The sequence below is a fragment of the Xenorhabdus bovienii SS-2004 genome, from assembly GCF_000027225.1.
Classification (GTDB): domain Bacteria; phylum Pseudomonadota; class Gammaproteobacteria; order Enterobacterales; family Enterobacteriaceae; genus Xenorhabdus; species Xenorhabdus bovienii_C.
On the sequence record NC_013892.1, the window covers coordinates 355,843 to 377,461 of the forward strand.

Annotated in this window: 21 protein-coding genes and 2 tRNA genes; 18 read left to right on the forward strand and 5 right to left on the reverse strand. The window is 45.3% G+C overall.

Annotation, left to right across the window (positions count from 1 at the left end; translation table 11 throughout):
- Nucleotides 1–24: 24 nt before the first annotated feature.
- A complete protein-coding gene (mpl, locus tag XBJ1_RS01510; protein ID WP_012986957.1) occupies nt 25–1,395 on the forward strand; it encodes a UDP-N-acetylmuramate:L-alanyl-gamma-D-glutamyl-meso-diaminopimelate ligase in 1,371 nt (456 codons plus the stop codon).
- Between the two features lie 126 nt (nt 1,396–1,521).
- Here mpl and argR read toward each other — a convergent pair whose 3' ends face one another.
- Nucleotides 1,522–1,992, reverse strand: coding sequence for a transcriptional regulator ArgR (gene argR, locus XBJ1_RS01515; protein ID WP_012986958.1), 471 nt, complete (start codon nt 1,990–1,992; stop codon nt 1,522–1,524).
- Between the two features lie 528 nt (nt 1,993–2,520).
- On the opposite strand from argR, the gene mdh reads away from it, so the two are divergent.
- Entirely contained in the window at nt 2,521–3,459 is a 939-nt protein-coding gene (gene mdh / locus XBJ1_RS01520) for a malate dehydrogenase (RefSeq protein ID WP_012986959.1), read from the forward strand.
- A 112-nt stretch (nt 3,460–3,571) separates the two neighbouring features.
- Here the strand turns inward: mdh and XBJ1_RS01525 are convergent, their stop codons facing one another.
- Nucleotides 3,572–3,838, reverse strand: a complete 267-nt coding sequence (locus tag XBJ1_RS01525; RefSeq protein ID WP_012986960.1) for a helix-turn-helix domain-containing protein — start codon at nt 3,836–3,838, stop codon at nt 3,572–3,574.
- Between the two features lie 187 nt (nt 3,839–4,025).
- On the opposite strand from XBJ1_RS01525, the gene XBJ1_RS01530 reads away from it, so the two are divergent.
- Both XBJ1_RS01530 and XBJ1_RS01535 read left to right on the forward strand, forming a co-directional pair.
- On the forward strand, nt 4,026–4,373 hold the full coding sequence (locus XBJ1_RS01530; RefSeq protein ID WP_012986961.1) for a DNA-binding protein: 348 nt from the start codon (nt 4,026–4,028) through the stop codon (nt 4,371–4,373).
- Between the two features lie 75 nt (nt 4,374–4,448).
- Nucleotides 4,449–4,829, forward strand: coding sequence for a DNA-binding protein (locus tag XBJ1_RS01535; RefSeq protein ID WP_012986962.1), 381 nt, complete (start codon nt 4,449–4,451; stop codon nt 4,827–4,829).
- A gap of 27 nt (nt 4,830–4,856) precedes the next feature.
- Here XBJ1_RS01535 and ispB read toward each other — a convergent pair whose 3' ends face one another.
- A complete protein-coding gene (gene ispB / locus XBJ1_RS01540) occupies nt 4,857–5,828 on the reverse strand; it encodes an octaprenyl diphosphate synthase (protein ID WP_012986963.1) in 972 nt (323 codons plus the stop codon).
- Nucleotides 5,829–6,080: 252 nt separating this feature from the next.
- On the opposite strand from ispB, the gene rplU reads away from it, so the two are divergent.
- The 3 genes from rplU (at nt 6,081) to cgtA (ending at nt 7,975) form a co-directional block, all read left to right on the forward strand.
- Complete coding sequence (gene rplU / locus XBJ1_RS01545; protein WP_012986964.1) at nt 6,081–6,389, forward strand: 50S ribosomal protein L21; 309 nt, start codon at nt 6,081–6,083, stop codon at nt 6,387–6,389.
- A gap of 20 nt (nt 6,390–6,409) precedes the next feature.
- Nucleotides 6,410–6,667 carry a 50S ribosomal protein L27 gene (gene rpmA / locus XBJ1_RS01550; RefSeq protein WP_012986965.1) on the forward strand — a complete coding sequence of 86 codons (258 nt, stop codon included), beginning with the start codon at nt 6,410–6,412 and terminating at the stop codon, nt 6,665–6,667.
- Between the two features lie 129 nt (nt 6,668–6,796).
- On the forward strand, nt 6,797–7,975 hold the full coding sequence (gene cgtA / locus XBJ1_RS01555) for an Obg family GTPase CgtA (protein WP_012986966.1): 1,179 nt from the start codon (nt 6,797–6,799) through the stop codon (nt 7,973–7,975).
- Between the two features lie 59 nt (nt 7,976–8,034).
- Here the strand turns inward: cgtA and dacB are convergent, their stop codons facing one another.
- On the reverse strand, nt 8,035–9,483 hold the full coding sequence (gene dacB, locus XBJ1_RS01560; protein WP_038198278.1) for a serine-type D-Ala-D-Ala carboxypeptidase: 1,449 nt from the start codon (nt 9,481–9,483) through the stop codon (nt 8,035–8,037).
- Nucleotides 9,484–9,757: 274 nt separating this feature from the next.
- On the opposite strand from dacB, the gene greA reads away from it, so the two are divergent.
- The gene (gene greA / locus XBJ1_RS01565) at nt 9,758–10,234 is read left to right on the forward strand and encodes a transcription elongation factor GreA (RefSeq protein ID WP_012986968.1); all 477 of its coding nucleotides are present in this window, start codon (nt 9,758–9,760) and stop codon (nt 10,232–10,234) included.
- Nucleotides 10,235–10,388: 154 nt separating this feature from the next.
- On the opposite strand, the gene yhbY is transcribed toward greA, so the two are convergent.
- Nucleotides 10,389–10,682, reverse strand: coding sequence for a ribosome assembly RNA-binding protein YhbY (yhbY, locus tag XBJ1_RS01570; RefSeq protein WP_012986969.1), 294 nt, complete (start codon nt 10,680–10,682; stop codon nt 10,389–10,391).
- Nucleotides 10,683–10,816: 134 nt separating this feature from the next.
- On the opposite strand from yhbY, the gene rlmE reads away from it, so the two are divergent.
- The 10 genes from rlmE (at nt 10,817) to infB (ending at nt 21,609) form a co-directional block, all read left to right on the forward strand.
- Entirely contained in the window at nt 10,817–11,446 is a 630-nt protein-coding gene (gene rlmE / locus XBJ1_RS01575; RefSeq protein ID WP_012986970.1) for a 23S rRNA (uridine(2552)-2'-O)-methyltransferase RlmE, read from the forward strand.
- A 48-nt stretch (nt 11,447–11,494) separates the two neighbouring features.
- A complete protein-coding gene (gene ftsH / locus XBJ1_RS01580) occupies nt 11,495–13,411 on the forward strand; it encodes an ATP-dependent zinc metalloprotease FtsH (RefSeq protein ID WP_012986971.1) in 1,917 nt (638 codons plus the stop codon).
- A gap of 119 nt (nt 13,412–13,530) precedes the next feature.
- A complete protein-coding gene (gene folP, locus XBJ1_RS01585; RefSeq protein WP_012986972.1) occupies nt 13,531–14,388 on the forward strand; it encodes a dihydropteroate synthase in 858 nt (285 codons plus the stop codon).
- Nucleotides 14,389–14,423: 35 nt separating this feature from the next.
- The gene (gene glmM / locus XBJ1_RS01590) at nt 14,424–15,761 is read left to right on the forward strand and encodes a phosphoglucosamine mutase (RefSeq protein ID WP_012986973.1); all 1,338 of its coding nucleotides are present in this window, start codon (nt 14,424–14,426) and stop codon (nt 15,759–15,761) included.
- A 178-nt stretch (nt 15,762–15,939) separates the two neighbouring features.
- Nucleotides 15,940–16,278: a preprotein translocase subunit SecG gene (gene secG / locus XBJ1_RS01595; protein WP_012986974.1), complete on the forward strand. Its 339-nt coding sequence runs from the start codon at nt 15,940–15,942 to the stop codon at nt 16,276–16,278.
- 101 nt (nt 16,279–16,379) lie between these two features.
- Nucleotides 16,380–16,469: transfer RNA gene (locus tag XBJ1_RS01600), tRNA-Leu, on the forward strand.
- 57 nt (nt 16,470–16,526) lie between these two features.
- Nucleotides 16,527–16,603 (forward strand) — tRNA-Met (locus XBJ1_RS01605).
- Nucleotides 16,604–16,826: 223 nt separating this feature from the next.
- Nucleotides 16,827–17,279, forward strand: a complete 453-nt coding sequence (rimP, locus tag XBJ1_RS01610) for a ribosome maturation factor RimP (protein WP_038184663.1) — start codon at nt 16,827–16,829, stop codon at nt 17,277–17,279.
- Between the two features lie 21 nt (nt 17,280–17,300).
- Nucleotides 17,301–18,809 (forward strand): transcription termination factor NusA, encoded by a 1,509-nt coding sequence (gene nusA / locus XBJ1_RS01615; RefSeq protein ID WP_012986976.1) that lies wholly within the window; start codon nt 17,301–17,303, stop codon nt 18,807–18,809.
- Nucleotides 18,810–18,834: 25 nt separating this feature from the next.
- Complete coding sequence (gene infB, locus XBJ1_RS01620) at nt 18,835–21,609, forward strand: translation initiation factor IF-2 (protein ID WP_012986977.1); 2,775 nt, start codon at nt 18,835–18,837, stop codon at nt 21,607–21,609.
- Nucleotides 21,610–21,619 lie beyond the last annotated feature (10 nt).

Here is a 21,619-nt window from a genome sequence, read left to right on the forward strand (position 1 = left end):
CTTCATGATATTGGATAGAAATAAATGCGTATTCATATTCTTGGCATCTGCGGTACTTTCATGGGAGGGCTAGCGATCCTCGCTCGTTCATTAGGTCATGAAGTTACTGGTTCTGATGCCAATGTGTATCCCCCAATGAGTACCCTTCTGGAAAAACAGGGCATTGAGCTGATTCAAGGATATGATCCTTCACAGCTCGATCCTGAGCCAGATATGGTAATCATTGGCAATGCCATGACACGTGGTAATCCCTGTGTGGAAGCGGTGCTGGATCGTGGCATTCCTTATACATCTGGCCCACAGTGGCTACATGATCATGTTTTGCCAGAACGCTGGGTGTTAGCCGTCGCTGGAACGCATGGTAAAACGACAACCGCAGGAATGTTAGCATGGATCTTAGAAGCCTGCGGTTATAAGCCGGGGTTCCTGATCGGCGGTGTGCCGGGTAATTTTGACGTTTCAGCACAAATCGGTGAAAGTCCATTTTTCGTGATTGAAGCGGATGAGTATGACTGCGCGTTTTTTGATAAGCGTTCAAAATTTGTGCATTACGGCCCCCGCACGCTAATCATGAATAACCTTGAATTTGATCATGCTGATATTTTTGAAAATTTAGCGGCCGTCCAAAAGCAGTTCCACCATCTCGTCAGGGTTGTGCCGGGAAGTGGTAAGATTCTGGTACCCGATAATGACATTAACCTGAAACATGTGATAGGAATGGGATGCTGGAGTGAGCTGGAACATGTCGGGGAAACAGGTAACTGGCAAACGAAGAAAGTCAGTCAGGATAGCAGCATCTACCAAGTGTTCCATCAAAGTGAACAGGTTGGTGAAGTGAACTGGTCATTGGTGGGTGAACACAACATGCACAATGGTTTGATCGCAATTGCGGCTGCCCATCATGTTGGTGTTCAGCCTGCGGATGCTTGTCAGGTACTGGGCGATTTTATCAATGCGCGCCGCCGTCTTGAATTGCGTGGTGAAGTGAATGGTATCTCAGTTTATGACGATTTTGCTCATCATCCCACTGCAATTTTGGTGACACTGGCAGCGCTGAGAAGTAAAGTTGGCGGTGTCGCTCGTATTCTTGCTGTGCTAGAACCGCGTTCAAATACCATGAAAATGGGCATGAGCAAAAATGATATTGCGCCTTCTCTGGGGCGTGCTGATGAAGTCTTCTTGTATCAACCTGCCAATATTCCGTGGCAGGTAGCAGAAATTGCAGAACACTGCATCCAACCTGCTCGTTGGAGTGCAGATATTGATGCTTTGGTACGTATGATTGTTGAGGCGGCACAACCGGGTGATTACATTCTTATCATGAGTAATGGTGGATTCGATGGCATTCACGAGAAGTTGCTGACTGAGCTGGGTAAGAAAGTGCACGAGGCTTGATTGTCAAAATCGTCAGAGTGGGGGGATCGCATTAGCTGTGCGATCCTCTTTAATCTATATATTCCCAGGGTTCCGTTTGTCTGCCGCCGTGCTGCAACTTGAAATCTATTGGGTTATACGACAGGGTTAAAGTTCTTGATCAAAAAGATCGAGAATAGCCTCATAGAGCTGCTTTGTTGTAAAGTCCTGTGCTGGTGTCGTAAAAATAGTGTCATCCCCTGCAATACTGCCAAGTATTCCTTCTGCTTTACCCAGGGAATCCAGTAAGCGTGCAATCAACTGTGCAGCGCCCGGACTGGTGCGAATAACCACAACACAATGATTATAATCGACATCTAAGACCAGATTTTTCAATGGGCTTGTGGCTGTGGGAACACCTAATTCTGCGGGTAAGCAGTAGACCATCTCCATTTTTGCATTACGGGTTCGGACTGCGCCAAATTTAGTCAGCATTCTGGAAACTTTAGATTGGTTAATGTTTTCAAAGCCTTCTTCCTGAAGTGCTGCGACTATTTCACCTTGAGAGCTGAATTTTTCTTCTTTCAATAAGGCTTTGAAAGCCTTGACCAAATCTTCCTGTTTCGAAGGAACACGCATATTTCACCATCATTGAATCCGTTATGAAGCTATGATTATGCGAAAGAGTGAATTTTTATTCAAGGAAGAGAAGAAAAAACTAAAATAATAATCATAATTACATTATTTTCATTCTCCCAATATATCTTTATTAGTCGTCAGTAATACTCATGTGTACATTTTCTCTGCGTTTCCTTTCCCACATTTTGAGTATGGTAAATATATTGTTAATTAAATGGTGTTGTTTGGTTTGGGAGATAAGAGTAAGGTAATCAACTAAGTTATTAATAATATAACAGGATTAATTCTCAAAAAAGTGTCCGTTATCTCATTAACAGATAAGCCTTTTGTCTAGAATAAAATAACTTTGGTGTTTCATCATCAAGCCATTAGGTAGATAATCTGTCTGTTAACAGATTGTTCTTAATACGTAGTGATCAGTGGGGCTGAGAATCTATCCCATACATGCATTGAATGTAGGGAAATAGGTTCAGGCTCTTAACCAGACAGGTTTAAGTTTTTTACAGCACTTATTTAAGGAGTATCAGGATGAAAGTTGCAGTTCTCGGTGCAGCCGGTGGTATTGGTCAGGCACTTGCCCTTCTACTCAAGACCCAGCTTCCTTCAGGTTCAGAACTTTCCTTGTATGACATTGCTCCGGTGACTCCAGGTGTGGCAGCCGATCTTAGTCATATCCCAACGGAAGTGAAAGTCACTGGTTTTGCTGGTGAAGATGCAACCCCTGCATTGGTAGGCGCAGATGTTGTATTAATCTCTGCAGGTGTGGCGCGTAAACCAGGCATGGATCGTTCAGATCTGTTCAATATCAATGCGGGTATCATCCGTAATCTGGTTCAGCAGGTAGCTAAGGCTTGTCCAAAAGCATTAATCGGTATTATCACGAACCCTGTGAATACTACTGTGGCGATAGCGGCTGAGGTTCTGAAAAAAGAAGGTGTTTACGACAGAAACCGTCTGTTCGGTATTACAACGCTGGATATCATTCGTTCCAATACTTTTGTTGCAGAACTGAAAGGTAAGAACTCTGAGGAATTGGAAGTGCCTGTTATTGGTGGGCACTCTGGTGTGACTATCCTGCCATTGCTGTCGCAAATTCAGGGCGTCAGCTTCACTGATGAAGAAGTTGAAGCGTTAACCAAACGTATTCAGAACGCAGGTACTGAAGTGGTTGAAGCGAAAGCAGGTGGCGGATCTGCAACTCTGTCTATGGGGCAGGCAGCGGCACGTCTGGGTCTTTCTTTGATCCGTGGCTTGCAGGGTGAAAGCAATGTCATCGAGTGCAGTTATGTAGAAGGTGATGGTAAATATGCCCGTTTCTTCGCTCAGCCTGTTCGTTTAGGTAAAAATGGTATCGAAGAACGTTTAGATATCGGCAAACTTAGCGATTTTGAACAGAAGTCACTGGATAGTATGTTGGGCGTTCTCAAAAAAGATATCGAATTAGGCGAGAAATTTATTAACGGTTAATTCATTTAATTTGTAATTTATTAATATACGAATTAAGTTAAATATATTAGATAACTGAAACCGCTAGCTCAAAAATAACTAGCGGTTTTTCTTTCAATAATTATATTGATAGCTAATTATTCTTTTTTTCTCTAATTTTCCTTTCTAATAGTTCTCCTGTATGTGGATCGAAATAACGACTAGGCCATATTTCAGCCGGATGTAATCCTAAGTAATTCGCTATTATCCATTCTCCCTTAGGCCATGGGCGAGAAAGTGTATTCGCCAAAGTTGATGAGCTTAACCCTGCTTCGCGTGAAACGGCAGCCAGTGTCGTTCCGCGTTTACGTAAAGCAGCAATAATATCAGCAGGATGCCAATCCGATTTCATAGAAATCATTTTTTTAATCCTTTCCTATTAAATTTGAAGCCACATTAGTGGTATAACTAAAGCGTTAGTGTGAAATTAATAACGAACACGAATCTGTTATTAAGAAAATAAAATAACATTATTTTTCCTAAAAATATTTCTAATTTTTTCTTAATAACTTCTTTTTTGAACTTGGTTACAAAAATAGAGAAACATTATGAAAAAAGAGTGGTATACGGCAATGGAGTTGACCGGTGTAGGTGAGTTACCTAGATCACCACAAGGAGTTAATGCCAGAGCAAAACGTGAAGAATGGTTGAGACAGAAACGAGCAGGTGTTCAAGGCAGGGCTATTGAATATCACTATTCTTGTTTTCCTGAATCAACATTGTCGGCTCTGGAGCTTCATGAAATATCACCTGAATATCAGGTTCAGAAACAAGATCCTCTATCCATTTGGGTGAGTGCATTTAATTTACTCTCCGATGAAGAAAAGGAGGCGATTACAGAAGTGATATTACGAGATGGCATAAGAAGTTTTTTGGAAAAAATCATAGCTACTTGAGGCAGCTTTTGAAAAGCCAAATGTTTAAAATTTGGCTTCCTCTACACTGCTCCGATGTAAAGCGAGGATAAAAAGATGAAAAAAGATTGGTATTCTGCAAAAGAACTCATTGGCCTCGCAGGTCTGCCATCGTCTCCCCAAGGCGTCAATTTGATGGCAAGGCGCGAAGGTTGGGAGCAACGCCGTAAGCGCGGAGTACAGGGGAAAGCTCTCGAATATCATGTCAACAGCTTGCCCGAAGAAGTTCTGAATGTACTGGCCGTCAGTGAAAGTTCGGTCGAGTATTATCGGAATAAGCGTCAGGATCCGTTCATGATTTGGATTGAAGCTTATTATCAATTAACCAAACCCGAAAGGGAACGCATGGTTAAGTTCATTTTGAGGAAAGGGCTGGCTAGCCTAGTCCAATACATAGGAATTCAAGAGGTTGAAAATAAAGACAGTATCCCAGATTGAGCAATCTGGGATACTGATTAGCTCAGATCAGGAAAGTCGCTGTACCGCGACATGGGCTAATCCCACAAGGGCCGCCTTATATGGAGACTCATCCAGTACTTGTAACGCTGAAATGGCTTTATCTGCTTCTTCTTCCGCCCGTTGGCGGGTGTACTTAAGTGAACCACACTGTTTCATTGTTGCTAGTACGGTATCTAACAAATGGCGGCCATTGCCTTGCTCAATGGCACTGCGTATCAGTGCAGACTGCTCCGGGACTCCATGATGCATGGCATGCAGAAGGGGCAGTGTAGGTTTGCCTTCGTTTAAGTCGTCCCCTGTGTTTTTACCGAGTGTGCTGTCATCTGAATCGTAATCCAGCAGATCATCAATCAATTGAAACGCCGTGCCAAGATAACGGCCATAGTCACGCAGTGCAGCTTCCTGCTCTGGTGTCGCACCGGATAAAATGGCCGCAGAGTGTGCCGCTACCTCAAACAGGCGAGCGGTTTTACTGTAAATCACACGCATATAATCATCTTCTGAGGTATCAGGATCATTGCAGTTCATCAACTGCATCACCTCACCTTCGGCAATGACATTCGTGGCGTCGGACATCAATTTCAGTACCCGCATAGAATCGAGATCAGTCATCATCTGAAACGATCGGGTGTAGATGAAATCACCAACCAGAACACTGGCCGCATTGCCATACATAGCGTTGGCTGTCGCTTTGCCTCGGCGCATGTCGGATTCATCGACAACATCGTCATGCAATAGCGTTGCAGTGTGAATAAATTCGATTAAGGCGGCAACTTTGATATGTTTTTCTTTTTCACAATGAAGTGCTTTTCCGGCCAGTACCGCAATCATTGGGCGAATACGCTTACCACCGCCGCTGATAATGTAGTAGCCAAGTTGGTTGATCAGCGCAACATCAGAATTTAATTGATTAAGAATGGTTTCATTAACCGCTGCCATATCATCAGCGGTAAGTTTAATTATTGATTCTAAATTCATGTTTTGGCTTTGGACTCTGATTCAGAGCTGTGCTCATTAAATTAGCATATCAACAGATATCACGATGTATCGATTGTACTTGAAAAACCGTTCAAATAAATGACAATCGAAAAACTCTGTTTTTTTCTCATCTGTTCTAATTCTGCACTTGTCTTCGAATCGGTTTTTGCGTAGAATTCGCGCCCTATTGTGAATATTTTATAGCGCGCTCTGGAAAGATATTTTAGGGGGTGCGCGGAAAGCGGAGTTTATATGTACGCAGTTTTCCAAAGTGGTGGTAAACAACACCGAGTAAGCGAAGGTCAGACAATTCGCTTGGAAAAGCTGGACATCGCAACCGGTGAAACTGTTGAGTTTGACCAGGTTCTGATGGTCGCTAATGGTGAAGATATTAAGATCGGCGCTCCAGTAGTTGAAGGCGTTAAAGTTAAAGCTGAAGTTGTTGCTCATGGCCGTGGCGAGAAAATTAAAATCGTTAAGTTTCGTCGTCGTAAACACAGCCGTAAGCAGCAGGGCCACCGTCAGTGGTTCACTGATGTTAAAATCACTGGCATCGCTTAAGATTTTAGGAGAGCAGATTAATGGCACACAAAAAGGCTGGCGGCTCGACTCGTAACGGTCGCGATTCTGAAAGCAAACGTCTGGGTGTAAAACGTTTTGGTGGTGAGTCTGTTTTGGCAGGCAGCATCATTGTTCGTCAACGTGGTACTAAATTCCATGCAGGCAGCAACGTAGGTTGTGGTCGTGACCACACCCTGTTCGCATTAGCTGACGGAAAAATTAAATTCGAAGTTAAAGGTTCAAAAAACCGTAAGTTTATCAGTATCGTAGCTGAATAAATTTTTTGAGTCTCAATCGAATCGGAAGCCCTGCAATGTGTGTTGCGGGGCTTTTTATATTCTGAATTATGCCATCTCTGGGTACAGCAGCCATCCAGCTTTACGGTGGTTATCCTACGGAGAAAAGTGATGAAATTTGTAGATGAAGCCAGCATACTGGTTGTAGCGGGAGATGGTGGCAATGGTTGTGTCAGCTTCCGTCGAGAAAAATATATTCCAAAAGGTGGGCCAGACGGCGGTGATGGTGGTGACGGCGGTGATGTTTATCTGCTGGCAGATGAAAATCTCAATACGCTGATTGACTACCGCTTTGAAAAATCCTTCCGTGCTGAACGTGGTCAAAACGGACAAAGCCGTGGTTGTACCGGTAGACGTGGCCAAGACATTACCATCAAAGTCCCAGTAGGAACCCGTGTGCGCGATATCGCGACTGGGGAAGTCCTTGCGGATATGGTGCGTCATGAGCAGCGTCAGATGGTTGCTAAAGGGGGGTTCCACGGTCTTGGTAATACCCGCTTTAAATCTTCTGTTAACCGTGCTCCCCGCCAAAAAACTATGGGGACGCCAGGTGAAAGCCGTGAGCTGATGCTGGAGCTGATGCTGCTGGCAGACGTGGGAATGCTGGGGATGCCTAATGCAGGTAAATCCACCTTCATTCGCTCTGTTTCGGCGGCGAAACCTAAAGTGGCGGATTACCCATTCACGACACTGGTGCCAAGTCTTGGCGTCGTGCGGATGGATAACGAGCAAAGCTTTGTAGTGGCAGATATTCCCGGTTTGATCGAGGGTGCGTCAGAAGGTGTGGGTTTGGGTATTCGTTTCCTGAAACATTTGGAACGTTGTCGTGTCTTACTTCACTTAATTGATCTCTGCCCGCTCGATGAATCTGATCCGGTTGAAAATGCCCGTATCATTATCAAAGAACTGCATAAATACAGCGAAAAACTGGCAGAAAAACCGCGTTGGCTGGTATTCAATAAAGTCGATCTGACCGATCCGGAAGAAGCTAAACAGCGGGCAAAAGCCATTGCTGATGAGCTTGGCTGGGAAGGTGATTATTACATGATTTCAGCTGTAAATCGTCAGGGTGTGAAAGAGCTTTGCTGGGACATCATGGAATTCATGAAAGCTCAGCCTCGCCATATGGACGTGGAGGCAGAAGCCCAGCCGGAAAAAGTTGAATTCATGTGGGATGATTACCATAAGGAACAGTTACAACAATCATCTGATGCGGATGTTGACGATGATTTGGATGATGACTGGGATGAGGGAGACGAAGAAGGCATAGAGTTTATTTATAAACACTAGATCTTCGTTCCTGATGTATAAGAATGATAAAAGGGCGCTTTTTAAGCGCCCTTTTTCGATCAATGATTTTGGTATAACGATTTATATAAATGGCTTTCGAAACGAGCCAAAGGAATACGGCGGGTACGTTGATCGTCAGGTAAAACAGAATAAGAAGAGATAAATTGGACAAAAGCAATCTTCTGCCCGCTGGCAGCGGTAATAAAGCCTGCAAGATTATAAACCCCTTGCAGTGACCCTGTTTTTGCAAAGACTTTACCATTTACACCCGCTTCATGGAGTCCCGGACGATAGGACAGAGTACCGTCATAACCTGATTTTGGTAGCATGGAGATAAAGTCGAGATCATCATTATGTTGCGCGATAAATTGCAAGATCTCCATCATGGTTGCTGGTGTGATTAAATTGTGGCGTGAAAGGCCGGAACCATCAACCATGATGGTACTGCCTAGATCGATGCCTGCTTTTTGTTTCAGTATGTGACGAATGGCATCAGAACCAGTCCGCCATGTTCCGGGCACGTTGAAATAGCGATGGCCGAGGGTGCGAAAGAGGGTATCGGCAATCATGTTATCTGATTTTTTCAGCATGGTTTTGAGCAGAACATGCAATGGAGCAGATTCATTCAAAGCGAGAATCTTCTCTGGTTGCTCAGGATCTGATTGGCGACGTAGGTGACCTTTTAGCTCAATGCCAGCGATATGTAGTTCATTTTTCAAAATGGCACCTGCATAACTAGCTCCATTCTGGATGGCGAATGCCAGTGGTAGTGGCTCACTGCGTTGTGTCAGACAGCCTGTCAGAGTAAATCTGTTTAATTCACCTGAAGTAACATCCAGTTCACAGTATTTTGCTTCTGGAGAGCCTTTAGACAGCGTTTTTACTTCACTGAATATATTGACAGGATAAAAAGAAGGAACACGGACAAACGCCAGTTCACCGGGTTGTTCTGAACTGTACAGCGAAACAGAAAAGCAGTTTTTATCGACAATTGCGGCGGCTGGAGGTGCACTGAAGCATTGGGTCATGTCATTCCACACCCAACCCGGAGCTTTATCATGGCTTGAGAAAATTGAACTGTCTATGATGAGGTCGCCATCAATCTGTTTTATGCCGGATTGTTTCAACGTTTCTACCATATTGCGCAGTTGCGAACGTGTCAGCGTTGGATCACCAACAAAACGGGCAGTTAGGTTGCCTCTCAATATCCCATCTGAAATATCAGCATTACTTTCCAGTGTGGTGATAAAACGGTAATCCTTGCCAAGCTGTAACAGGGCTGCCAATGCCGTCACAATTTTCTGCGTACTGGCAGGTAATGCCAATTGCTGCCCATTATAATCAAGTAAGGGCGTTTTTGAGCCAATTTTCTGGGCAATAAATGAGAAGTCAGTTCCCGCAGGCAAATATTGAGCATCTTCTTCTATTGAGGAAGCATTTGCACTGAAAATGCTCAGACTAAAACTGAGCATACAAGCTATTCTGCTGGTAATCTTTAAAAGAGCCATAGATCTCGCATATGAAGGTGAAAGTATTCTAAAAATATTTACATCAATAATACTAAGGTGAAATTCAGGAAAAAGTAAACGATGATCCATTATCAACTCTACGTTAGAATAATAGATTAGCAGGCAAAATAGATATGTGAACTTCAGGGTATACTGTAGTTTGCTCTCTTTTTATTGTCTGGAGACTCGCCTGATAAGGTGTGCTCATTATGCTGTTATTGCAAAAATCAGGAAGATGTTGTTTGGTCTTAGGATTGATTTAGAGGTTTGATAAATGAAACAAATTCCGATGACGGTACGTGGCGCGGATAAATTGCGCGAAGAATTAGAAAATCTGAAAAATGTACGTCGCCCTAAAATTATTACCGCAATCGCTGATGCGCGTGCGCATGGTGATTTGAAAGAAAATGCGGAATATCATGCTGCTCGTGAGCAGCAAGGGTTCTGCGAAGGCCGTATTCAGGAAATCGAAGCTAAACTTTCCAATGCGCAGGTGATTGATATCACGAAGATGATTAATAATGGTCGTGTGATCTTTGGGGCAACGGTAACGGTATTGAATATGGGTTCTGATGAAGAACAGACTTACCGTATCGTGGGTGACGATGAAGCGAATATCAAAGAGAACCTGATTTCGGTGAATTCACCTATTGCTCGTGGGCTGATTGGTAAAGAAGTGGATGATGTTGCTGTGATCAGTACGCCAGGCGGCAAAGTGGAATATGAAGTTCTGAATGTCGAGTATCTCTGATGTTGGGAAACAGTTTAATCCTGCCTGTGAGGGTGAGAAACTGTTACAGAGAAATCGTGGCAAGCGGCCATTATGCTGATATGGAAATAAAAAAGGCCTGAGATGGCCTTTTTTATCATGGTAGATATGGCACTTTTGTATAAATATGCTGTGATTATTTCGGTAAACTAATCCTGCGTTCTTTCGATGGACGGTAGAGAACTAGCATTTTCCCAATGATTTGCACATTATATGCACCAGTTTCACGAACAATCGCTTCAGCGATCAAAGTTTTGATTTCACGGTCTTCGCCTGCAACTTTGACTTTGATAAGCTCGTGATGCGAAAGAGTTTGCTCGATTTCAGCCAACACGCCTTCAGTCAGCCCGTTGTTACCAATCATAACGACAGGCTTTAATGAATGAGCGAGACTTTTCAGGTATTGCACTTGTTTCTTGTTAAGAGTCATCGTTTTTTTGCTTATGTTGGGATTGAAAACGGCCTATTCTACCGCCATCTCGTATCTATCACCATAAAAGTATGGCGTGATTTGATAGGAGAGTGCAAAAATATAGCTCTCTATTCGTATAGTTGGAAAGAACAATGGCCAATAAAAAACGCTCAGCAAGCTCTAGTCGCTGGTTACAGGAACATTTTAGTGATAAATATGTTCTTCAGGCGCAGAAAAAAGGGCTTCGCTCTCGCGCTTGGTTTAAACTTGATGGGATACAACAAAGCGACAAAATCTTTAAACCGGGTATGACCGTTGTTGATTTAGGCGCTTCTCCGGGAGGGTGGTCTCAATATGTAGTCAATCAGATTGGTGATCGTGGGCGGGTGATTGCTTGCGACCTTTTACCAATGGATCCGATTGTTGGAGTTGATTTCCTTCAAGGCGATTTTCGTGATGAACTTGTATTGAAAGCATTGCTTGAGAGAGTGGGTGATAATAAAGTCCAGGTTGTCATGTCGGATATGGCTCCCAATATGAGTGGAACCCCCGCGGTCGATATTCCTCGATCCATGTATCTGATTGAGTTAGCGTTAGGTATGTGTCGTGATGTGCTGGCCCCTGGCGGCAGTTTTATCGTTAAAGTGTTTCAGGGAGAAGGCTTTGATGAATACCTGAGGGAAATACGCTCCCTTTTTACGAAGGTTAAAATTCGTAAACCAGAAGCTTCGCGGGCACGATCGCGTGAAGTATACATTGTAGCGACAGGGCGGAAACTGTAGTACCCTGACTACTATTTGTTAACACAGTTGTAATATGAGGTTAATCCCTTGAGTGACATGGCGAAAAACCTGATTCTCTGGTTAGTCATCGCAGTTGTCTTGATGGTATTGTTCCAGAGTTTTGGTCCTGGCGACTCTAGCGGTCGTAGGGTAGATTACTCTAATTTCATCAGTGAGTTATCTCAGAATCAAGTGCGAGAAGTACGTATATCGGGTCGTGATATTGATTACAGTAAGAAAGACGACGGTAAAAAATACAGCACTTACATGCCAATTCAGGATGAGAAGCTGCTGGATACTCTACTGAATAAGCAGGTGAAAGTTATTGGTGAACCACCAGAACAACAGGGCCTGCTCGCGACTCTCTTTATTTCCTGGTTCCCAATGCTATTGCTGATTGGCGTCTGGATATTCTTTATGCGCCAAATGCAAGGTGGTGGCGGTAAAGGGGCGATGTCTTTTGGTAAGAGCAAAGCCCGCATGTTGACAGAAGATCAGATTAAAACCACGTTTGCGGATGTTGCTGGCTGCGACGAAGCAAAAGAAGAAGTGGGAGAACTGGTGGAATATCTGCGTGAACCTGGCCGTTTCCAGAAACTGGGTGGTAAGATCCCGAAAGGTATCTTAATGGTTGGTCCTCCTGGTACAGGTAAAACGTTGCTGGCAAAAGCCATCGCAGGTGAGGCTAAAGTGCCTTTCTTTACCATTTCCGGTTCTGACTTCGTTGAAATGTTCGTTGGTGTGGGAGCTTCCCGTGTTCGTGATATGTTTGAACAGGCGAAAAAATCTGCGCCTTGTATCATCTTCATCGACGAAATTGATGCTGTAGGCCGTCAACGTGGTGCTGGTCTGGGTGGTGGACACGATGAACGTGAACAGACACTGAACCAGATGCTGGTTGAAATGGATGGTTTCGAAGGTAATGAAGGCATCATCGTTATTGCCGCAACTAACCGTCCTGATGTGCTGGACCCTGCATTGCTGCGTCCGGGTCGCTTCGACCGCCAAGTCGTTGTTGGCCTGCCAGATGTTCGCGGTCGTGAGCAGATTTTGAAAGTGCATATGCGCCGTATCCCGCTGGATACCGACGTTGACGCTTCCATCATTGCTCGTGGTACACCAGGTTTCTCTGGTGCAGATCTTGCGAACCTTGCGAACGAAGCTGCCTTGTTTGCCGCTCGTGGCAATAAGCGCGTTGTTTCCATGGTGGAGTTTGAAAAAGCAAAAGATAAGATCATGATGGGTGCAGAACGCCGTTCCATGGTCATGACGGAAGAGCAGAAAGAATCCACGGCTTATCATGAAGCAGGACACGCCATCATTGGCCGTCTAGTGCCAGAACATGATCCTGTTCATAAAGTCACGATTATTCCTCGCGGTCGTGCATTGGGTGTGACTTTCTTCCTGCCAGAAGGTGATCAGATCAGCGCGAGCCGCCAGAAACTGGAAAGCCAGCTTTCAACATTATACGGTGGCCGTCTGGCAGAAGAAATTATCTACGGTGTAGACAGTGTTTCTACTGGCGCATCCAACGATATTAAGGTGGCGACATCCATTGCCCGTAACATGGTGACACAGTGGGGCTTTTCGGAAAAACTGGGCCCACTGCTGTATGCGGAAGAAGAAGGCGAAATCTTCCTTGGCCGTTCGGTTGCTAAAGCAAAACACATGTCGGAAGATACTGCGCGTTTAATTGATCAGGAAGTGAAAGCTATCGTCGATCGTAACTATCAACGCGCCCGTAAAATTCTGATGGATAATCTGGATATCCTGCATTCGATGAAAGATGCGTTGATGAAGTATGAAACCATTGATGTATCTCAGATTGATGACTTGATGAATCGAACAACAGTGCGTTCACCAGCAGGTTGGGAAGGTGACAACAATAATGGCGGTAATAACCGTCATAATATGTCATCTCCGCAGCAGACTGTGAAACCTGCGGATGGTAATCCAACCGCATAATACAGTTAACAACCTTTATCAAATTAAGGGCAATTACAGACTGTTGCCCTTGGATTTGACAGACTGTACTTATTAAACCCCAGATCTTTCTGGGGTTTTGACATTAAGGCACCCTAGCGATGAAACTGACAGCCAGAGGCAGTGTCCTCGATCTTTCCCGTCCACAAGTAATGGGGATTCTGAACGTTACTCCTGATTCTTTTTCAGATGGAGGCAATCACAGTACCTTTGATGCCGCGTTGCGGCACGCAGCCACAATGATCGAGGAAGGTGCAGCCATTATTGATGTGGGTGGAGAATCGACACGCCCTGGTGCCGTGGATGTGAGTGAGCAGGAAGAACTGGATCGCGTTGTCCCCGTGGTTGAAGCACTGGCGCGGCGTTTTGATGCATGGATCTCCATCGATACCTCAAAAGCCATAGTGATGCAGGAATCTGCTAAAGTCGGGGCTCATATGATCAATGATATTCGTTCGTTGCAGGAGTTTGGTGCACTTGACGCAGCAGTAAAGACGGGATTGCCTGTTTGCCTGATGCACATGCAGGGACAACCCAGCACTATGCAGGCAGAGCCATACTATGAAGATGCCGTTTGGGAAACCAAAACATTTTTGACGAGGCAAATTGATCGCTGTGTTGCGGCAGGCATCGCAAAAAACAAACTGATCCTTGATCCAGGCTTCGGCTTCGGGAAGAACTTATCGCATAATTATCAGCTATTGGCTCATTTGGAAGAATTCCATCATCTTGGCTTGCCTATTCTGGCTGGAATGTCACGCAAATCAATGATTGGCCAATTACTTCATGTACCACCGCAGGAGTGTGTAACAGGAAGTATCGCCTGCGCTGTGATTGCAGCGATGCAAGGTGCCCAGATTATTCGTGTGCATGATGTAAAAGAAACCGTACAGACAATGCAAATTGTTCAGGCAACACTGTCAGCGAAAAACATACTGGCTGTCAAGAACACGCTGTGAGCAAAGAACACGTTCAGCAAAGGAAGAAAAAATTTATGAGTAGCCGTAAATATTTTGGTACTGATGGTATTCGTGGCAAAGTGGGTGATAGCCCAATTACCCCTGATTTTGTTTTGAAACTCGGTTGGGCTGCGGGAAAAGTACTGGCGCGTCATGGTTCTCGCAAGATTATCATTGGTAAAGATACGCGTATTTCCGGCTATATGCTGGAGTCTGCTCTAGAAGCAGGGTTGGCAGCAGCGGGTCTATCAGCATCTTTTACTGGCCCCATGCCAACACCAGCTGTGGCCTATTTGACACGTACTTTCCGCGCAGAAGCGGGAATTGTCATTTCAGCCTCTCACAATCCTTACTATGACAACGGTATTAAATTCTTCTCTATCGATGGAACCAAACTGCCTGATAATGTTGAAGAAGCCATTGAAGCTGAAATGGAAAAACCACTGACCTGCGTAGAATCTGCTGAGTTGGGGCGTGCCAATCGGATTGTTGATGCGGCTGGTCGTTATATTGAATTTTGTAAAGGCACATTCCCGAGTGAACAAAGCCTGAATGGATTGAAAGTTGTATTAGATTGTGCCAATGGTGCAACCTATCATATTGCCCCGAACGTTCTCAGAGAGCTGGGTGCGAATGTTGTGACCATTGGCTGTGAGCCGAATGGCATCAACATTAATGAAGAGTGTGGTGCAACAGATGTTCGCTTGTTACAGAAGCGGGTACAGGAAGAACAGGCTGATGTTGGTCTGGCATTTGATGGTGATGGTGATCGCATTATCATGGTTGATCATCTGGGACAGAAAGTGGATGGAGACCAGATCCTCTATATCATTGCACGTGAGGCATTGAGACAGGGGCAACTGCGCGGTGGTGCGGTTGGTACTCTAATGAGCAATATAGGGCTGGAATTGGCTCTTAAACAGCTTGGCATCCCATTTGAGCGAGCAAAAGTGGGCGATCGCTACGTACTGGAAAAATTGCAAGAAAAAGGTTGGCGTCTAGGGGCGGAAAATTCCGGTCATGTGATTTTGCTGGATAAAACTACGACTGGCGATGGCATTGTGGCAGGATTGCAGATACTGAGCGCGATGGTACGGAATAATATGAGCCTGCATGACCTTTGCAGCGGCATGAAACTTCTGCCACAAATTTTGGTAAATGTCCGTTTTGCAGGTGACAACGATCCTCTGCAATCAGAATCTGTGCTAGAAGCCGTTAAATCGGTTGAGGCTGAATTGAACGGCCGTGGTCGAGTACTGCTACGTAAATCGGGCACAGAGCCACTTATCCGTGTGATGGTGGAAGGTGAAGATGAAGAATTGGTCACTGCATTGGCACACCGTATTGCTGATGCCGTGAAAAAAACAGGGTAATTTGTTGATTTTTTCTTCGAACAACGCCAGTATTTGAAATTAACCTTGCTTGTCTGAAACGCTTTGGTTAGTATTCACACCCGCTCAATAAGTTAATTTTTCTAATTATGAGCGGGTGATGCAGTATAACGTTGCTACAGAATTGTGGTAAATCCCCACGAGGAAACAGGTACGACATATGTATGAAGCTCTTTTAGGTGTATTCTTGCTGGCTGGTCTTGGAGTAATTGCTCTGGTTCTGCTACAGCAGGGTAAAGGTGCTGATATGGGTGCTTCTTTCGGTGCGGGTGCGTCTGCAACACTGTTTGGTTCATCGGGATCTAGTAATTTTATGACCCGTATGACGGCTATTTTTGCTACATTGTTTTTTGTTATCAGTTTGATTCTGGGTAACATGAGCAGCAACCGAACTGGTTCAGACAGTAAGTGGGAAAATCTTGCTGAGCCTGTAAAAGTTGAAAAACAAGCAGAAGTACCAGCATCGCCAGCAAAACCAAATAGTGATATCCCACAGTAATTTTCAGTAAAAGAATTAAAATGGAGTTGTTAGTTTAACCAGGTTATTAGTTTAAGCAGTAAGTATAAGCGACAGGTTGAAATAACAGTTCTATAATCAGTGCCGAGGTGGTGAAATTGGTATACACGCTACCTTGAGGTGGTAGTGCCTAAACAACGGGCGTACGGGTTCAAGTCCCGTCCTCGGCACCATAATCTAGAAACTTGCGTTTTTAGTATTATCAGCGTAAGATTTGCCACGTTTTCGAACGCGGGATGGAGCAGCATGGTAGCTCGTCGGGCTCATAACCCGAAGGTCGTCGGTTCAAATCCGGCTCCCGCAACCACTTCTTAACAACATATACCTTTTCAAGAGTTATAATTCAGCAGCCATAGAGACATCGATCCTGATTTGAAAGGTTGTTTTGATAGGTATAAAAGAAGTTGGTTGAGACCACTGGCAGTAAACAGGGTCCAGTTACATAAAGCCCCGAGTATCGGGGTTTTTTGTTATTTGACAGCAGAACTACTGGGCTAATATAGCCCTTTTTTTATGTCTTGGGGGTGGGCTTGTCCACATTAGAGCAAAAATTAACAGCGATGATTTCAGCACCAGTTGAAGCTTTGGGGTTTGAATTAGTGGGCCTGGAGTTTATCCGTGCACGTGTATCAACACTGCGGGTCTATATCGATAGTGAGGAGGGTATCACTGTTGATAATTGTGCTGATGTGAGCCACCAGGTCAGTGCAGTACTCGATGTCGAAGATCCGATCTCAGTGCTTTATAACCTGGAAATATCTTCACCAGGACTTGAACGTCCACTGTTTAAGGCTGAACATTACCAGCGTTTTATGGGTGAAGAAGTTAGTCTGGTTTTACGTATGGCAATGCAGAATCGCCGTAGATGGCAAGGTATTATTAAAGTTGTCGATGGTGAAATGATTACGGTTACGGTGGATGGAAAAGACGAAGTGTTCGCACTGAGCAACATCCAGAAAGCGAACCTGGTACCCCACTTTTAAAGTTCGGATGAGGCAACTAGGATGAATAAAGAAATTCTGGCTGTTGTGGAAGCGGTTTCTAATGAAAAATCTCTCCCTCGCGAAAAAATCTTCGAAGCATTAGAAATTGCACTGGCGACAGCCACCAAGAAAAAGTATGAGCAGGAAATTGACGTTCGTGTCTGCATCGATCGTAAATCCGGTGATTTCGATACCTTCCGTCGTTGGGTGGCGGTTGAGGAAGTAACTCTGCCAACCCGTGAAATCACGCTGGAAGCTGCAAAATATGAAGACCCAGAAATGGAACTGGGTGGTTATATTGAAGATCAAATTGAATCAGTAACTTTTGACCGTATCACTACCCAGACCGCAAAACAGGTTATCGTACAGAAAGTGCGTGAAGCTGAACGGGCGATGGTGGTTGATCAGTTCCGTGAGCAGCAGGGCGAGATCGTGACTGCTCAGGTCAAGAAAGTGAACCGTGAAAATATTACCCTTGATTTGGGTAATAACGCTGAAGCGGTCATTTTACGTGAAGATATGTTGCCACGGGAAAACTTCCGTCCAGGTGACCGTGTGCGTGGTGTCCTGTATGATGTTCGTCCAGAAGCTCGTGGCGCACAGCTTTTTATCACCCGCTCTCGTCCTGAGATGTTGGTTGAGCTGTTCCGCATTGAGGTGCCTGAGATTGGCGAAGAGATCATTGAGATTAAAGCAGCCGCCCGTGATCCAGGCTCTCGCGCGAAAATCGCAGTAAAAACCAACGACAAACGTATCGATCCAGTTGGTGCCTGCGTAGGTATGCGTGGTGCGAGAGTACAGGCCGTTTCCAGTGAACTGGGCGGTGAAAGAATTGACATTGTGCTGTGGGATGATAACCCTGCACAGTTTGTCATTAATGCAATGGCTCCGGCGGATGTTGCATCTATCGTAGTTGATGAAGATAACTGCACGATGGATGTTGCCGTGGAAAGCAGCAATCTTGCTCAGGCGATTGGCCGTAATGGTCAAAACGTCCGCCTGGCGGCACAACTGCTGAAAAAACATCGTGGTGATGACAAGTGGGAACTGAATGTCATGACTGCGGAAGAGCTGCAAGCAAAACATCAGGCAGAAGCACATGCTTCTATTGATACATTTACCAAGCATCTCGACATTGATGTAGATTTCGCCACCGTATTGGTCGAGGAAGGTTTCTCTACGCTAGAAGAACTGGCTTATGTGCCAATTAATGAACTTCTGGCAATAGAAGGCCTTGATGAGGAAACCGTTGAAGTTCTTCGTGAACGTGCAAAAGCGGCCTTGACGACGCTGGAACTGGCTCAGAAAGAGAGTCTTGGTGATCAGCAACCTGCCGAAGATTTATTGAATTTATCTGGCATGGATCGTACTTTGGCGTTTAACCTGGCTGCCCATGGCATCTGTACTCTGGAAGATCTTGCCGAGCAGGGTATCGACGACTTATCTGATATCGAAGGACTGAGTGATGAGAAAGCAGGAGAACTCATTATGGCAGCCCGTAATATCTGTTGGTTTGGCGATGATGCATAAATAAACTGTAGCAGGAAGGAACAGAATGACAGAGGTAACCGTAAAATTACTGGCAGAAGAGATCCAGACATCGGTTGAACGCCTGATCCAGCAATTCGCTGATGCTGGCATTCAGAAAACCGCAACTGACTCTGTTTCCCAGAGAGAAAAAGAATCTTTGCTGGCACACTTGAACCGCGAACAAGGCGGTTCTGGCGGCCAGCCAGGTAAATTGACACTACAGCGTAAGACTCGCAGTACACTAAACGTTCCTGGCACCGGTGGCAAAAGTAAATCGGTAGCGATTGAAGTCCGCAAAAAACGCACATATGTGAACCGTGACGCGATTGAACAATCTCCAACGGAAGAACAGGCGAAGCGTGAAGCGGAAGAGCAGGCTCGGCGCGAGGTAGAAGAAAAGGCGCGGCTTGAAACTGAAGCGAAAAAATTCGCGGAAGAGCAAGCTAAACGTGATGCTGAAGAACAGGCAAAACGTGAAGCAGCAAAGAGCGCTCAACGTGAAGCAGAAGAAAAAGCTAAACGCGAAGGGGTTGACATGACTCAGCGTGAGGCGGCGGAAAAAGAAAAAGTGACTAAGCAACATACCGAAAACAAACCAAAATCAGTTCAGACTGAGCCTGCCGTGCAAAGTGAAAAAGCGCGCCGTGAAGCCGAAGCAGCAAATTTAAAACGCAAAGCTGAAGAAGAGGTGCGCCGCAAAGTTGAAGCGGAAGCGAAACGTGTCGCGGAAGAAGCGCGTCGCATGGCAGAAGAAAATAAAGATAAATGGTCAGAAACCGCTGAACCCAGCGAAAATACTGATGATTATCACGTAACCACTTCCCAACACGCCCGTGCTGCGGAAGACGAAAATGACGCTAAAGTTGAAGGCGATCGCCGTACCCGTAGCCGTGGTGGCAAAGCTACACGCCAGAAGAAGAATAACAAACATTCTGAATCGAAAGCTGATCGCGAAGAAGCACGTGCAGTTGGCCGTAACAAAGGCAAACAGCGCAAACCGAGTACCTTACAGCAAAGCTTCACCAAGCCAGTTGCCGCGGTTAACCGTGATGTTGTGATTGGTGAAACCATTACCGTAGCTGAACTGGCCAACAAGATGGCGGTCAAAGGTTCCCAAGTTATCAAGACCATGATGAAGATGGGCGCTATGGCGACCATTAATCAAGTTATTGATCAGGAAACTGCACAGCTAGTTGCTGAAGAAATGGGGCACAAAGTTATCCTGCGTCGTGAAAACGAACTGGAAGAAGCGCTGATGAGCGATCGTGACACAGGTGAAACGCTGGCTGAGTCACGTGCGCCTGTTGTTACCATCATGGGTCACGTTGACCACGGTAAAACCTCACTGCTGGACTACATTCGTTCTACTAAAGTAGCTTCTGGCGAAGCAGGTGGCATTACCCAGCATATCGGTGCGTACCATGTACAAACTGAAAAAGGTATGATCACCTTCCTTGATACCCCAGGACATGCTGCGTTTACTTCTATGCGTGCTCGTGGTGCCAAGGCGACGGATATCGTCGTTCTGGTTGTCGCCGCGGATGATGGCGTGATGCCTCAGACCGTGGAAGCCATCCAGCATGCCAAGGCAGCTAACGTACCTGTTGTTGTTGCTGTGAACAAAATCGATAAGCCAGATGCTGATCCAGATCGCGTCAAGAATGAACTGACACAATACGGTATCATTCCTGAAGAATGGGGTGGTGAAAACCAGTTCATGAGCGTTTCTGCCAAAGCAGGTCTCGGTATTGATGAATTGCTGGAATGTATTCTGCTACAGGCTGAACTGCTTGAACTGAATGCTGTTCGTACTGGTATGGCTAATGGTGTGGTCATTGAATCCTTCCTGGATAAAGGCCGTGGCCCAGTTGCAACCATTCTGGTTCAATCAGGTACTCTGAATAAGGGCGACATCGTCCTGTGTGGCTTTGAATATGGCCGTATCCGTGCGATGCGTGACGAACTTGGTCTTGAAGTCACGTCTGCTGGTCCATCCATTCCAGTCGAAATTCTAGGTCTTTCCAGCGTACCGTCAGCGGGTGATGAAGCGACTGTGGTACGTGACGAGAAGAAAGCTCGTGAAGTAGCCTTGTACCGTCAGGGTAAATTCCGCGAAGTGAAACTGGCTCGCCAGCAGAAATCTAAACTGGAAAACATGTTTGCCAACATGGAAGAAGGTAAGGTATCTGAACTGAACATCGTTCTGAAAACCGACGTTCAGGGTACATGTGAAGCGATCTGCGACTCACTGCTGAAACTGTCTACTGATGAAGTGAAAGTGAAAATCATCGGTTCTGGTGTCGGCGGGATCACTGAAACTGATGCGACTCTTGCCGCAGCGTCTAACGCAATCATTCTGGGCTTCAACGTCCGTGCGGATGCTTCTGCACGTCGTATTATTGAAAGCGAAAGTGTTGATCTGCGTTACTACTCCGTTATCTATAGTCTGATTGATGAAATCAAACAGGCAATGAGCGGTATGCTGGCACCAGAATACAAACAGCAGATCATGGGTCTTGCAGAAGTCCGTGATGTCTTTAAATCACCGAAGTTTGGTGCTATCGCTGGCTGTATGGTGACAGAAGGCTCCATCAAGCGTAATAACCCTATCCGCGTCCTGCGTGACAACGTGGTTATCTACGAAGGTGAGCTGGAATCCCTGCGTCGCTTTAAGGATGACGTTAACGAAGTCCGTAATGGTATGGAATGTGGTATCGGTGTGAAGAACTACAATGACGTCCGTGTTGGTGACATGATTGAAGTCTTTGAAATTATTGAAATCAAACGCTCCATCGTTTAATACCATCATA

Coding starts and splice junctions, on each gene's coding strand:
- dacB (WP_038198278.1), bottom strand. CDS start 9,483: ATGGCTCTTTTAAAGATTACCAGCAGAATAGCTTGTATGCTCAGTTTT.
- infB (WP_012986977.1), top strand. CDS start 18,835: ATGACAGAGGTAACCGTAAAATTACTGGCAGAAGAGATCCAGACATCG.
- glmM (WP_012986973.1), top strand. CDS start 14,424: ATGAGTAGCCGTAAATATTTTGGTACTGATGGTATTCGTGGCAAAGTG.
- XBJ1_RS01525 (WP_012986960.1), bottom strand. CDS start 3,838: ATGATTTCTATGAAATCGGATTGGCATCCTGCTGATATTATTGCTGCT.
- secG (WP_012986974.1), top strand. CDS start 15,940: ATGTATGAAGCTCTTTTAGGTGTATTCTTGCTGGCTGGTCTTGGAGTA.
- mpl (WP_012986957.1), top strand. CDS start 25: ATGCGTATTCATATTCTTGGCATCTGCGGTACTTTCATGGGAGGGCTA.
- argR (WP_012986958.1), bottom strand. CDS start 1,992: ATGCGTGTTCCTTCGAAACAGGAAGATTTGGTCAAGGCTTTCAAAGCC.
- ispB (WP_012986963.1), bottom strand. CDS start 5,828: ATGAATTTAGAATCAATAATTAAACTTACCGCTGATGATATGGCAGCG.
- folP (WP_012986972.1), top strand. CDS start 13,531: ATGAAACTGACAGCCAGAGGCAGTGTCCTCGATCTTTCCCGTCCACAA.
- nusA (WP_012986976.1), top strand. CDS start 17,301: ATGAATAAAGAAATTCTGGCTGTTGTGGAAGCGGTTTCTAATGAAAAA.
- XBJ1_RS01530 (WP_012986961.1), top strand. CDS start 4,026: ATGAAAAAAGAGTGGTATACGGCAATGGAGTTGACCGGTGTAGGTGAG.
- cgtA (WP_012986966.1), top strand. CDS start 6,797: ATGAAATTTGTAGATGAAGCCAGCATACTGGTTGTAGCGGGAGATGGT.
- rlmE (WP_012986970.1), top strand. CDS start 10,817: ATGGCCAATAAAAAACGCTCAGCAAGCTCTAGTCGCTGGTTACAGGAA.
- rplU (WP_012986964.1), top strand. CDS start 6,081: ATGTACGCAGTTTTCCAAAGTGGTGGTAAACAACACCGAGTAAGCGAA.
- XBJ1_RS01535 (WP_012986962.1), top strand. CDS start 4,449: ATGAAAAAAGATTGGTATTCTGCAAAAGAACTCATTGGCCTCGCAGGT.
- greA (WP_012986968.1), top strand. CDS start 9,758: ATGAAACAAATTCCGATGACGGTACGTGGCGCGGATAAATTGCGCGAA.
- mdh (WP_012986959.1), top strand. CDS start 2,521: ATGAAAGTTGCAGTTCTCGGTGCAGCCGGTGGTATTGGTCAGGCACTT.
- yhbY (WP_012986969.1), bottom strand. CDS start 10,682: ATGACTCTTAACAAGAAACAAGTGCAATACCTGAAAAGTCTCGCTCAT.
- rpmA (WP_012986965.1), top strand. CDS start 6,410: ATGGCACACAAAAAGGCTGGCGGCTCGACTCGTAACGGTCGCGATTCT.